General features: G+C 62.6%; 12 protein-coding genes. 9 read left to right on the top strand and 3 right to left on the bottom strand.

What is annotated here, in order from left to right; translation table 11 throughout:
* Positions 1-127 precede the first annotated feature (127 nt).
* The 5 genes from def to CKW35_RS15650 are packed head-to-tail and all read left to right on the top strand — an operon-like array spanning position 128 to position 4,651.
* Positions 128-634, top strand: coding sequence for a peptide deformylase (gene def, locus CKW35_RS15670; protein ID WP_012269876.1), 507 nt, complete (start codon positions 128-130; stop codon positions 632-634).
* Positions 635-694: 60 nt separating this feature from the next.
* A complete protein-coding gene (gene fmt / locus CKW35_RS15665) occupies positions 695-1,627 on the top strand; it encodes a methionyl-tRNA formyltransferase (RefSeq protein WP_095116346.1) in 933 nt (310 codons plus the stop codon).
* Positions 1,624-2,934 carry a 16S rRNA (cytosine(967)-C(5))-methyltransferase RsmB gene (gene rsmB, locus CKW35_RS15660; protein ID WP_095116344.1) on the top strand — a complete coding sequence of 437 codons (1,311 nt, stop codon included), beginning with the start codon at positions 1,624-1,626 and terminating at the stop codon, positions 2,932-2,934. Before fmt ends, rsmB begins: the two co-directional genes overlap by 4 nt.
* 23 nt (positions 2,935-2,957) lie before the next feature.
* Positions 2,958-4,331: a Trk system potassium transporter TrkA gene (gene trkA, locus CKW35_RS15655; RefSeq protein ID WP_016489939.1), complete on the top strand. Its 1,374-nt coding sequence runs from the start codon at positions 2,958-2,960 to the stop codon at positions 4,329-4,331.
* An 11-nt stretch (positions 4,332-4,342) separates the two neighbouring features.
* Positions 4,343-4,651 carry a tetratricopeptide repeat protein gene (locus CKW35_RS15650; RefSeq protein WP_023048056.1) on the top strand — a complete coding sequence of 103 codons (309 nt, stop codon included), beginning with the start codon at positions 4,343-4,345 and terminating at the stop codon, positions 4,649-4,651.
* Positions 4,652-4,818: 167 nt separating this feature from the next.
* Here the strand turns inward: CKW35_RS15650 and CKW35_RS15645 are convergent, their stop codons facing one another.
* Positions 4,819-5,706 (bottom strand): lysophospholipid acyltransferase, encoded by an 888-nt coding sequence (locus CKW35_RS15645; RefSeq protein ID WP_095116342.1) that lies wholly within the window; start codon positions 5,704-5,706, stop codon positions 4,819-4,821.
* Between the two features lie 41 nt (positions 5,707-5,747).
* Positions 5,748-6,299 (bottom strand): DNA-3-methyladenine glycosylase I, encoded by a 552-nt coding sequence (locus tag CKW35_RS15640; RefSeq protein WP_095116340.1) that lies wholly within the window; start codon positions 6,297-6,299, stop codon positions 5,748-5,750.
* Between the two features lie 83 nt (positions 6,300-6,382).
* On the opposite strand from CKW35_RS15640, the gene glyQ reads away from it, so the two are divergent.
* The 4 genes from glyQ to CKW35_RS15620 are packed head-to-tail and all read left to right on the top strand — an operon-like array spanning position 6,383 to position 10,740.
* Positions 6,383-7,330 (top strand): glycine--tRNA ligase subunit alpha, encoded by a 948-nt coding sequence (glyQ, locus tag CKW35_RS15635; protein WP_012269869.1) that lies wholly within the window; start codon positions 6,383-6,385, stop codon positions 7,328-7,330.
* On the top strand, positions 7,327-9,378 hold the full coding sequence (glyS, locus tag CKW35_RS15630) for a glycine--tRNA ligase subunit beta (protein ID WP_023048058.1): 2,052 nt from the start codon (positions 7,327-7,329) through the stop codon (positions 9,376-9,378). Before glyQ ends, glyS begins: the two co-directional genes overlap by 4 nt.
* 3 nt (positions 9,379-9,381) lie before the next feature.
* Positions 9,382-9,909: a D-glycero-beta-D-manno-heptose 1,7-bisphosphate 7-phosphatase gene (gene gmhB, locus CKW35_RS15625; RefSeq protein WP_016489933.1), complete on the top strand. Its 528-nt coding sequence runs from the start codon at positions 9,382-9,384 to the stop codon at positions 9,907-9,909.
* 45 nt (positions 9,910-9,954) lie between these two features.
* Positions 9,955-10,740, top strand: coding sequence for a 1-acyl-sn-glycerol-3-phosphate acyltransferase (locus CKW35_RS15620; protein ID WP_016489932.1), 786 nt, complete (start codon positions 9,955-9,957; stop codon positions 10,738-10,740).
* Positions 10,741-10,917: 177 nt separating this feature from the next.
* Here the strand turns inward: CKW35_RS15620 and CKW35_RS15615 are convergent, their stop codons facing one another.
* A complete protein-coding gene (locus CKW35_RS15615) occupies positions 10,918-12,537 on the bottom strand; it encodes an MFS transporter (RefSeq protein ID WP_016489931.1) in 1,620 nt (539 codons plus the stop codon).
* Between the last annotated feature and the right edge of the window lie 62 nt (positions 12,538-12,599).

Here is a 12,599-nt window from a genome sequence, read left to right as displayed (position 1 = left end):
TGTCCATTGGCTGGGGGCTATCAAGCCCATAGACACCCTAGACGAGCTTGCCAGGTGCCGAAATCCCCGTTTCCCTTTATTATGTGTGCTCAGTTTTCAACCGAACGCACAGTGACTGCCTGACCTTATGGCCATCTTGAACATTCTCGAATTCCCGGACCCGCGCCTGCGCACTATCGCCAAACCGGTGACGGAGTTCGACGACGCCCTGCGTCAGCTGATCGACGACATGTTTGAAACCATGTACGAAGCCCCTGGTATCGGCCTGGCCGCCACCCAGGTCAACGTGCACCTGCAGGTCGTGGTCATGGACCTCAGCGAAGACCGCAGCGAGCCGCGCGTCTTTATCAACCCCACGGTCGAAGAGCTGACCCACGACATGGGCCAGTACCAGGAAGGCTGCCTGTCGGTGCCTGGCTTCTATGAGAACGTCGACCGCCCGCTGCGTGTACGGGTCAAGGCCCAGGACCGTGACGGCAAGCCGTTCGAGCTGGAATGCGAAGGCCTGCTGGCGGTGTGCGTGCAGCACGAATTCGATCACCTCAACGGCAAGCTGTTCGTTGACTACCTGTCGCAGCTCAAACGCGACCGGATCAAGAAGAAGCTGGAAAAGCAGCACCGCCAGCAAGCCTGATCCCCCCCTTCCTGAAGGCTTGCTCCGGCAAGCCTTTTTCTATTTTGAAGCGAGAACTCCATGCGCATCGTCTTTGCAGGCACTCCAGAGTTTGCCGCCGAACACCTCAAGGCCCTGCTCGACAGCCCGTACGAGATCGTGGCCGTCTACACCCAGCCCGACCGCCCGGCCGGTCGTGGCCAGAAGCTGATGCCAAGTGCGGTCAAGGCACTGGCCGTCGCCCATGACATCCCGGTGTTCCAGCCGCAGACCCTGCGCAACGCCGATGCCCAGGCCGAACTGGCCGCGCTGCAGCCGGACCTGATGGTGGTGGTCGCCTACGGCCTGATCCTGCCGCAGGCAGTGCTGGATATCCCGCGCCTGGGCTGCATCAACAGCCACGCCTCCCTGCTGCCACGCTGGCGCGGTGCGGCGCCGATCCAGCGCGCCGTGGAAGCCGGCGACGCCGAGAGCGGGGTAACCGTGATGCGCATGGAAGCTGGCCTGGACACCGGCCCAATGCTGCTCAAGGTGGTCACCCCGATCAGCGCCGACGACACCGGCGGCACCTTGCATGATCGCTTGGCCGAAATGGGCCCGCCCGCAGTCGTTCAGGCCATCGCTGGCCTCGCCGACGGTTCGCTGCAAGGTGAAACGCAAGACGATGCCCTGGCCACCTACGCCCACAAGCTGAACAAGGACGAGGCGCGCATTGTCTGGACCCGCCCGGCCGTCGAGCTGGAGCGCCTGATCCGCGCCTTCAACCCGTGGCCGGTGTGCCACAGCACCCTCGATGGCGAAAGCGTGAAGGTGCTGGCCGCCAACTTGTCCACAGGCAAGGGCGCCCCGGGCGAAATCCTGTCCGCCAGCAAGGACGGCCTGGTCGTTGCGTGCGGCGACCAGGCGCTGAGCCTGACCCGCCTGCAATTGCCCGGCGGCAAGGCGCTGAACTTCAGCGACCTGTTCAACAGCCGCCGCGAGAAGTTCGCCGCTGGCAAGGTGCTGGGCCAATGAACCCACGTCTCGCCGCTGCCCGTGCCCTTGCCGCTGTACTCAGTGGCAAGGCCTCGCTGAACAGCTCGCTGCCAGCACAACTGGACAAGGTCGATGAACGCGACCGTGGCCTGACCCAGGACTTGGCGTTCGGCACCGCACGCTGGCAGCCACGCCTCGACCTGCTGGCCGCGCAACTGCTGCAAAAGCCTTTCAAGGCCGCCGACGCCGATGTGCAGGCGCTGCTGCTGGTCGGCCTTTACCAGTTGTTCTACACCCGCATTCCGGCCCACGCCGCCATCGGCGAAACCGTGGGCTGTGCCGACAAGCTGAAAAAGCCGTGGGCCAAGGGCCTGCTCAATGCCGTGCTGCGCCGCGCCCAGCGCGAAGGCGAAGAACTGCTCGCCGGCATGGAGCGCGACCCAGTGGTACGCACCGCCCACCCGCGCTGGCTGCAGAAGGCACTGAAAGCCTTCTGGCCGGAGCAGTGGGAAGCCATTTGCGCCGCCAACAACGCCCACCCGCCGATGATTCTGCGGGTCAACCGCCGTCACCACAGCCGCGATGCGTACCTTGCACTGCTGGCCGACGCGGGCATTGACGCCAGCGCCTGCCAGTACAGCCGTGACGGCATCGTGCTGGCCGAGGCCTGCGACGTGCGCGGCCTGCCCGGCTTCGCCGAAGGCTGGGTGAGCGTGCAGGACGAAGCCGCGCAGCTGTCTGCCGACTTGCTCGAACTGGCCCCCGGCCAGCGCGTACTGGACGCCTGCTGCGCCCCAGGGGGCAAAACCTGCCACTTGCTGGAGGCCGAAGCCGGCCTGGCGCAGATGGTGGCCATCGACCTTGAAGCCAAGCGCCTGACCCGCGTGCGCGAGAACCTCGACCGCCTGCAACTGGACGCCGAGCTGATCGCCTGCGATGCCCGCGACACCGCCAGCTGGTGGGACGGCAAGCCGTTCCAGCGCATCCTGCTCGACGCGCCGTGTTCGGCCACCGGCGTAATCCGCCGTCACCCGGACATCAAGCTGACCCGCCAGGCCGACGACATCCCGGCCCTGGCAACACTGCAAGGCGAGCTTCTCGACGCCCTGTGGCCGACCCTGGAAGTAGGCGGCATGCTGCTGTACGCCACCTGCTCCAGCCTGCCGACCGAGAATACCGACGTGATCGGCGCCTTCCTGGCCCGCACCCCGGGCGCCCGTGAACTGGACCTGGCCACCGAGGCCGGCCTGCGCCAGCCCCACGGCCGCCAGTTGCTGGCCCAGGAGGGCGGCCACGACGGCTTCTACTATGCCAAGCTGATCAAGATCGCCGCCTCACGCGGATAAGACCAAACGGTAGGGAGTAGCGGATGAAGATCATCATCCTCGGCGCAGGGCAGGTAGGCGGTACGCTGGCAGAGCACCTGGCCAGCGAAGCCAACGACATCACCGTGGTCGACACCGATGGCGAGCGCTTGCGCGACCTCGGTGACCGCCTGGACATCCGTACCGTGCAGGGCCGCGGTTCGCTGCCGACGGTGCTGCGCCAGGCGGGTGCCGACGACGCCGACATGCTGGTGGCAGTGACCAACAGCGACGAAACCAACATGGTCGCCTGTCAGGTGGCCTATTCGCTGTTCCACACCCCGACCAAGATCGCCCGGGTGCGTGAATCGTCCTACCTGACACGCGAAGAGCTGTTCGACAACGACCATATCCCGGTCGACGTGCTGATCAGCCCCGAGCAGGTGGTGACCAACTACATCAAGCGCCTGATCGAACACCCAGGCTCACTGCAGGTGATCGACTTCGCCGAAGGCAAGGCCCAGCTTGTGGCGGTGAAGGCTTACTACGGCGGCCCACTGGTCGGCCAGCAGTTGCGCCAGATCCGCGCGCACATGCCCAACGTCGACACCCGCGTGGCGGCGATCTTCCGCCGCGACCGGCCAATCACCCCACGTGGCGACACGGTGATCGAAGCTGACGACGAAGTGTTCTTCATCGCCGCCAAGAAGGACATCCGCGCCGTGATGGGCGAGCTGCGCCGCATCGACGAAACCAATAAACGCATTGTGATCGCCGGCGGTGGGCAGATCGGCGAACGCCTGGCCGAAGCCATCGAGAGCCGCTACCAGGTGAAGATCATCGAGATGAACCCGGCCCGCTGCCGGCACCTCTCCGATACCCTGGAAAGCACTGTGGTGCTGCAGGGCAGCGCCTCGGACAAGGACTTGATGCTCGAAGAGAACATCGCCGACGCCGACATCTTCCTGGCCCTGACCAACGATGACGAAGCCAACATCATGTCGTCGCTGCTGGCCAAGCGCCTGGGCGCGGGCAAGGTAATGACCATCATCAACAACCCGGCCTATGTCGACCTGGTGCAGGGCGGTGATATCGACATCGCCATCAGCCCGCAGCTGGCCACCATCGGCACCCTGCTTGCGCACGTGCGCCGGGGTGACATTGTCAGCGTGCACTCGCTGCGCCGTGGTGCGGCCGAGGCCATCGAGGCGGTGGCGCACGGGGATTCGAAGTCGAGCAAGGTTGTGGGCAAGGCCATCGAAGACATCGCCCTGCCACCGGGTACCACCATCGGCGCCATCATCCGCGACGAAGAGGTGATGATCGCCCACGACGACACCGTGATCGCGTCGGGTGACCATGTGATCCTGTTCGTTGTGGATAAAAAACACATTCGGGATGTGGAGAAGCTGTTCCACGTTGGCTTGAGTTTCTTCTAGGAGAAGAGGGCATGCGCGAATCGCTGGAGAAGATGCTGGCCAAGGGTGTGGATAACCCATTGCTGCGGTTCGGGCTGGGGAAGGCCTGGCTGGATGAAGGCAATGGCGCTGAAGCGGCGGTGCACCTGGCACGGTGTGTGGAGCAGGATCCCAAGTACTCCGCAGCGTGGAAGTTACTGGGCAAAGCGCATCAGTTGCAGGGTGACCTGGCGGCAGCGCGCAGGGCCTGGGAAGACGGGATCGTGGCGGCGCAGGCCCATGGGGACAAGCAGGCCGAGAAGGAGATGGCCGTATTCCTGAAGAAGCTCAACAAGGCCTGAGATTGCCGGGGCTGCTTTGCAGCCCATTCGCGGGGCAAGCCCGCTCCCACAGAGATAGTGTGGGCTGCGCTGAACATCGCGACACAAGGCCGCTCGTTCAGGTGACCGCGATCCCATGTGGGAGCGGGCTTGTCCCGCGAAAGGGGCGCAAAGCGCCCCCAGAAATCTCAGTACCAGCGCGGCTCGCCAGCCGGGCGCTTCTTGAAGCGTTTCATGCTCCACATGTACTGGCTGGGGTACTCGCGCACATAGCGCTCGACCACCTTGCTCATCGCCGCCGCCGATTCGGTCACATCGGTGCTGTACATCGCTTCCGGCGCTGCCTCCAGAATCACCCGAAAGCCCGAACCATCCGGCAGCCGCAGCGCATGCAGGAACACACCCACCGCCTTGCCGCCGGCCAGCATGTTCGGCACGAATTTGCTGGTCAGCGCCTGGGTACCCAGGAACGGTACGAACACCCCTGCCGATTCCGCCGGCTCGGGGTCGGCGGGGATGCCTACCTGGCCTCCACGGCGCACTTCCTTGATGATGCTGAGGATGCCTTCCTTGGTCGAAGGCGCCACGCGGTTGCCCATCTGCACACGCTGCTCGCGCAACAGGTCATCCACCGCTTTGAGCTTCGGCGGGCGATAGAAGATGATCGGTTTGCACTGGTTACAGTAAAAGTGGTTCAGCACTTCCCAGTTGCCCAGGTGGCTGGTGATCCCCACCACGCCCTTGCCCGAGGCCAGAGCCTGCTCAAGCACTTCCAGGCCGTGCACTTCCTTGACCAGCTCCAGCGAACGCTGCGGCGGCCAGATCCAGGCACAGGCACTTTCGACAAAGGATTTGCCAATATCCCGCAGCGCCTGGCCAACCAGCTGCTCACGGGCAACCGGGTCCATCTCCGGGAAACACTTGGCCAGGTTGATCCGCACCACGTTGCGCGAACCATTGGGCACTTTCCACATCAGCCAACCGATACCCGCGCCGACGCGCTGTACAGCGCCCCAGGGCAGCTTGGCAAACAGGCGCAGCACCCCGACCATCAGGGCGCCCTTGAACTTTTCCACAGGCGAATTCCTTATTTCAGCAAGGCGCGCATTGTAACCCCTCAGCGCAACAAGGCGGCGTAGCGATCGCAATCGGTGGTGTGGTCCATGACCATGCCGGTGGCCTGCATGAAGGCGTAGCAGATGGTCGGGCCGACAAAGGTGAAGCCGGCTTTCTGCAGGGCCTTGCTCATGGCCTTGGCTTCGTCGGTAACAGCCGGCACGTCGCCGCGCCCGTTGAAGTGGTTGATCTTCGGCTCGCCGCCAACGAACGACCACAGCCATTCGGCCGGGTTATCCACAGCCCGCCAGGCCTGGGCATTGCGCCGCGCAGCCTTGAGCTTGAGGCGGTTGCGGATGATACCCGCATCCTGCATCAGTTCTTCGATGCGCTCGTCGCTCATGGCGGCCAGCTTTTCCGGGTCGAAGCCGTACATCACCTCGCGATAACGCTCGCGTTTGCGCAAAACGGTTATCCACGAAAGCCCGGCCTGGAACCCTTCGAGCAAAAGCATCTCGAAGAGCAACGCCGGGTCACGCTGTGGCGTTCCCCATTCCTGGTCATGGTAGGCCTGGTACAACGGATCGTCGGTACACCAAAAGCAGCGTGGCATAAGGCTCCAATGAGTAGAGGGCGAGGCGAATCAGGTTATACTCCCGCTCTTTACATCCGCATCCCCAGATACAGGTGAATTTCGTGAGCCAGCCTACGCCAGCCGTGCGTACCTTCCAAGACCTGATCCTCGCCCTGCAGAACTACTGGGCAGCTCAAGGTTGTGTGGTGCTTCAGCCCTACGATATGGAAGTAGGCGCCGGCACTTTCCATACCGCCACGTTCCTGCGCGCCGTCGGCCCAGAAACCTGGAACGCCGCCTACGTGCAGCCTAGCCGTCGCCCTGCCGACGGGCGGTATGGCGAAAACCCAAACCGCCTGCAGCACTACTACCAGTTCCAGGTCGTGCTCAAGCCCAACCCGGCCAACTTCCAGGAGCTGTACCTCGGCTCGCTGAAAGCCATCGGCCTGGATCCGCTGGTGCACGACATCCGCTTCGTCGAAGACAACTGGGAATCGCCGACCCTCGGCGCCTGGGGTCTGGGCTGGGAAATCTGGCTCAACGGGATGGAAGTCACCCAGTTCACCTACTTCCAGCAGGTAGGCGGTATCGAGTGCTACCCGGTCACCGGTGAAATCACCTACGGCCTGGAGCGCCTGGCCATGTACATCCAGGGCGTCGACTCGGTGTACGACCTGGTGTGGGCCGACGGCCCGTTTGGCAAAGTCACCTATGGCGACGTGTTCCACCAGAACGAGGTGGAGCAGTCGACCTACAACTTCGAGCACGCCAATGTCGACAAGCTGTTCGAACTGTTCGACTTCTACGAAAGCGAAGCCAACCGCCTGATCAAGCTGGATCTGCCGTTGCCGACCTATGAAATGGTCCTGAAGGCCTCGCACACCTTCAACCTGCTGGACGCCCGCCGCGCCATCTCGGTAACCGAGCGCCAGCGTTACATCTTGCGTGTACGTACCCTGGCCCGGGACGTGGCGCAAAGCTATCTGCAAGCCCGCGCACGCCTGGGCTTCCCGATGGCCACCCCTGAATTGCGTGACGAAGTGTTGGCTAAGCTGGAGGCTGCACAATGAGTGCTCAAGATTTCCTGGTAGAACTGGGCACCGAAGAGCTGCCACCCAAGGCCCTCGCCACCCTCGGCGACGCCTTCCTGGCCGGCATCGAGAAAGGCCTGCAGGCCGCTGGCCTGAACTACACCGGCAAGCAGGTGTACGCCGCGCCGCGCCGCCTGGCCGTGCTGATCCGCCAGCTGGACGTGCAGCAGCCTGACCGCAGCATCAATATCGACGGCCCGCCCCTGCAGGCTGCTTTCAAAGACGGCGAGCCGACCCAGGCTGCTCTTGGCTTTGCCAAGAAATGCGGTGTAGATCTGTCGGAAATCGACCAGAGCGGCGCCAAGCTGCGCTTCTCCCAGCATATCCCAGGCAAGGCCACCGCCGGCTTGCTGCCAACCATCGTCGAAGATTCGCTCAACGACCTGCCGATTCCCAAGCGCATGCGCTGGGCGGCCAGCCGTGAAGAGTTCGTACGCCCGACGCAATGGCTGGTGATGCTGCTGGGCGACCAGGTGGTCGACTGCACCATCCTGTCGCAGAAAGCCGGCCGTGAATCCCGTGGCCACCGCTTCCACCACCCGGAAAACGTCGTCATCACCACCCCGGCCAACTACGTCGAAGACCTGCGCAAAGCCTACGTGCTGGCCGACTTCGCCGAGCGCCGCGAGCTGATCAGCAAGCGTACCGCCGAGCTGGCCATGCAGCAGGAAGGCACCGCCATCGTGCCGCCTGCGCTGCTGGACGAAGTGACTGCCCTGGTCGAGTGGCCAGTGCCGCTGGTGTGCTCGTTCGAGGAGCGTTTCCTTGAAGTGCCACAGGAAGCCCTGATCACCACCATGCAGGACAACCAGAAGTACTTCTGCCTGCTGGACAGCGAAGGCAAGCTGCTGCCGCGCTTCATCACCGTGGCCAACGTCGAGAGCCGCGACCCGAAGCAGATCGTGCAAGGCAACGAGAAGGTCGTGCGCCCACGCCTGACCGACGCCGAGTTCTTCTTCAAGCAGGACAAGAAGCAGCCGCTGGAAACCTTCAACGAGCGCCTGAAAAACGTGGTGTTCCAGGCGCAGCTGGGCACTGTGTACGACAAGGCCGAGCGTGTTTCCAAACTGGCTGCGTTCATTGCCCCGCTGATCGGCGGCGACGCCCAGCGCGCCGGCCGTGCCGGCCTGCTGTCCAAGTGCGACCTGGCCACCGAGATGGTCGGCGAGTTCCCCGAAATGCAGGGTGTTGCCGGTTACTACTACGCGCTCAACGACGGTGAGCCGCAGGACGTCGCCCTGGCTTTGAACGAGCAGTACATGCCGCGCGGTGCTGGCGCCGAGCTGCCGCAGACCCTCACCGGTGCTGCCGTGGCCATCGCCGACAAACTCGACACCCTCGTTGGCATCTTCGGCATCGGCATGCTGCCTACCGGGAGCAAGGACCCGTACGCCCTGCGCCGTGCTGCCTTGGGCGTGCTGCGCATTCTGATCGAGAAGCAGCTCGACCTGAACCTGACCGGTGCGGTCGAGTTCGCAGTCAAGCAGTTCGGCGCCAAGGTCAAGGCCGCTGGCCTGGCCGAACAGGTACTGGAATTCATCTTCGACCGCCTGCGTGCGCGTTACGAAGACGAAGGCATCGACGTGGCCACCTACCTGTCGGTGCGTGCCCTGCAGCCAGGCTCGGCCCTGGACTTCGACCAGCGTGTGCAAGCTGTGCAGGCCTTCCGCAAGCTGCCGGAAGCCGAAGCCCTGGCCGCGGTGAACAAGCGTGTATCGAACTTGCTGAGCAAGGCCGAAGGTGCCATCGCCGAACAGGTCGAGCCAAAGTACTTCGACAACGCCAACGAGTTCTCCCTGTACTCGGCCATCCAGCAGGCCGACCAGGCCGTGCAGCCGATGGCTGCTGCACGCCAGTACAGTGAATCGCTGGCCCGCCTGGCGGCCCTGCGTGACCCGGTCGACGCCTTCTTCGAAGCGGTGATGGTCAACGCTGAAGATGCCAAGGTACGCGCCAACCGTTATGCCCTGCTCAGCCGCCTGCGCGGCCTGTTCCTGGGCGTGGCCGACATTTCGCTGCTGGGGTAAGCCTTGAAACTGCTGATTCTCGACCGTGACGGGGTCATCAACCATGACTCCGACGCCTACATCAAGACGCTGGAAGAATGGGTGCCGATCCCTGGCTCGGTCGAGGCCATCGCGCAGTTGAGCAAAGCCGGCTGGACGGTGGCCGTGGCCACCAACCAGTCCGGCATTGCCCGTGGCTACTACACACTGGCAACCCTGGAAGCCATGCACGCACGCCTGCGCGAGCTGGTGGCGGAGCAGGGGGGCGAGGTGGGCCATATCGTGTATTGCCCGCACGGGCCGGACGATGGCTGCGATTGCCGCAAGCCAAAGCCTGGCATGCTGGTGGCGATTGCCGAGCATTACCGGGTCGCCCTGCAAGGCGTCTGGTTCGTCGGCGACAGCAAAGGTGACCTGGAGGCCGCCCTGGCCGTCGGTGCACAACCCGTGTTGGTAAAAACTGGCAAGGGCGAGCGGACCCTGGAAAAAAGTGTCCCTGAAACTACACTGATTTTCGACGATCTGGCAGCTATCGCCAGAGAACTAATTTAAACAGTGCGCCTCGGGCGCATTTTTCTCAGGCGGGCATGCCCCGCAATGGTACAAGCCACTATGTCGATCCTGCAGGCGATCAGAATCTTTCTTTTTTACCTGCTGCTGGGCACCAGTTCACTGCTGTGGTGCTCGCTGAGCTTCTTCATCGCGCCGTTCCTGTCGTTCCCCAAGCGCTACAGGTTCATCAACGTGTATTGGTGTCGCTGCGCGCTGTTCCTGGTGCGCACCATTCTCGGCATCGACTACAAGGTCACCGGCGCCGAAAACGTGCCGAAAGAGCCCTGTGTGATCCTGTCCAACCACCAAAGCACTTGGGAAACCTTCTTCCTTTCCCAGTACTTTTCGCCGCTGAGCCAAGTGCTCAAGCGCGAGCTGCTGTACGTGCCGTTTTTCGGCTGGGCCATGGCCATGCTGCGGCCGATCGCGATCAACCGCGACAACCCAAAGGAAGCGTTGCGCCAGGTGGCGAGCAAAGGCGACGAGCTGCTCAAGCAGAAGACTTGGGTGCTGATCTTCCCGGAAGGCACCCGCGTGCCCTTCGGCACCGTGGGCAAGTTCTCCCGCGGCGGTACTGCGCTGGCCGTGAATGCCGGGCTGCCGGTGCTGCCGATTGCCCACAATGCCGGCAAGTTCTGGCCGAAGACAGGTTGGGGCAAGCGTGCCGGTACCATCGAAGTGGTGATTGGCGAGCCGATGTACGCCAATGGCACCGGGCCACGTGCCATCGCCGAACTCAATGACCGCGCAGCGGCGTGGAACGAAGCGACTCAACGGGCCTTGGGTTCGCTGCCGCCAGCTGATGAAAAACCCCAACAGCAGATGGCCTGATCATCTGTGGATAACTTGTGAGCAGTTTTTCGATCAAATGCTTGAAATGATCGCTAAGTACTTGAATTAGAAGTTTATTTCCACTTATGAAATTTTTCTGAAAAGCGTGCATAAGTTTTTCCGCGGTATAAAAAAACCGGCTTTTACAGCCGGTTTTTTTATGCCGGATGAACAGGGTCAGACCTTGTCGAGATCCACATCCTTGGTTTCTTTAAGGCAGAAAATCCCCACCACCAGGCTGATCCCGGTCACCAGCACCGGGTACCACAATCCGTAGAAGATATCCCCGGTATACACCACCAGCGCGAACGATACCGTTGGCAGGAAACCGCCGAACCAGCCATTACCAATATGGTAGGGCAGGGACATGGAGGTGTAGCGGATACGGGTCGGGAACAGCTCGACCATTACCGCTGCCAGCGGGCCATAGGTCATGGTCGCGATCAGGATCATCGCCACGATCAGCACCACCACCATTACCTGGTTGACCTGCCCTGGGTCGGCCTTGGCCGGGTAGCCCGCCTGCTCCACTGCGCTGCGCATGGCCGCTTCGTCGTAGCCATTGATGGTCTTTTCACCAATATTCACTACCACATCGCTGCCGGCCACGTTCACTGAGCTATACGGCAGGCCCTGCTTCACCAGGAATGTCTTGACCTTGTCGCACGGGCTGTCAAAACGAGCCTTGCCCACCGGGTCGAACTGGAAGGTGCAATTTTGTGGGTCGGCCGTGACCACGATAGGCGCCTGCCGGCTGGCTGCGTCGATCTGAGGGTTGGCGTAATGGCTTAGCGCCTTGAACAGCGGGAAGTACAGCACCGTGGCCAACAGCAGGCCGAGCATCAGGATCGGCTTGCGGCCAATACGGTCCGACAGCCAACCGAAAAACACGAAGAACGGCGCACCGATCACCACACTGATGATCAGCAGCGTGTTGGCCTGGGCAGGGTCCATCTTCAGCATTTGGGTCATGAAGAACAACACATAGAACTGCGCCGTATAGAAGGTCACGGCTTGCCCGGCGTTGATGCTGAACAAGGCGGTCAGCACCACTTTCAGGTTAGGCCAAGAGGTGAACGACTCACGAATAGGCGACTTGCTGACCTTGCCCTGGGCCTTCATTTTCACGAAGGCCGGCGACTCGTGCATGCTCATGCGGATCCAGGTGGAGATGGCCAGCAGCACGATCGACAACAGGAACGGCAGGCGCCAGCCCCAGGTTTCGAACTGGTCGCCACTGATGTAGCGGCTGCCCAGCACCACCAGCAGCGACAACAACAGGCCAAGGGTGGCCGTAGACTGGATGAAACCGGTGTAAAAGCCCCGTTTGCCATGGGGCGCATGCTCGGCCACATAGGTGGCAGCACCGCCGTACTCCCCCCCCAGCGCCAGCCCTTGGAGCATGCGCAGGATCACCAGGATGATCGGTGCGGCAATGCCGATACTGGCATAAGTGGGCAGCAACCCCACGGCGAAGGTGGACAAACCCATCAGCACGATGGTGACCAGGAAGGTGTACTTGCGCCCGATCATGTCGCCCAGGCGGCCGAACACCAATGCACCGAACGGCCGCACCAGAAAGCCGGCGGCGAAGGCCATGAGGGCGAAGATGAATGCGGTGGTGTCGTTCACCCCAGCAAAGAACTGCTTGCTGATGACCGCTGCCAGCGCACCATAGAGAAAAAAGTCATACCACTCGAAAACCGTCCCGAGGGATGACGCGAAAATGATCTTGCGTTCTTCACGGCGGCTGGAGCTGCTGGCCGCCGCACCCTGTTCCTGGATGTAATCCGACATCGTTGCTGTCCTCGGCCCGCAGGCCACAGTGATTATTCTTTTTGTTCCACTGTCGGCGGCTT

Origin of the sequence: Pseudomonas sp. Irchel 3F3 (assembly GCF_900187545.1) — a bacterium.
Taxonomy (GTDB): Bacteria; Pseudomonadota; Gammaproteobacteria; order Pseudomonadales; family Pseudomonadaceae; genus Aquipseudomonas; species Aquipseudomonas fortuita.
This window is presented reverse-complemented; position numbering and strand designations above follow the sequence as displayed.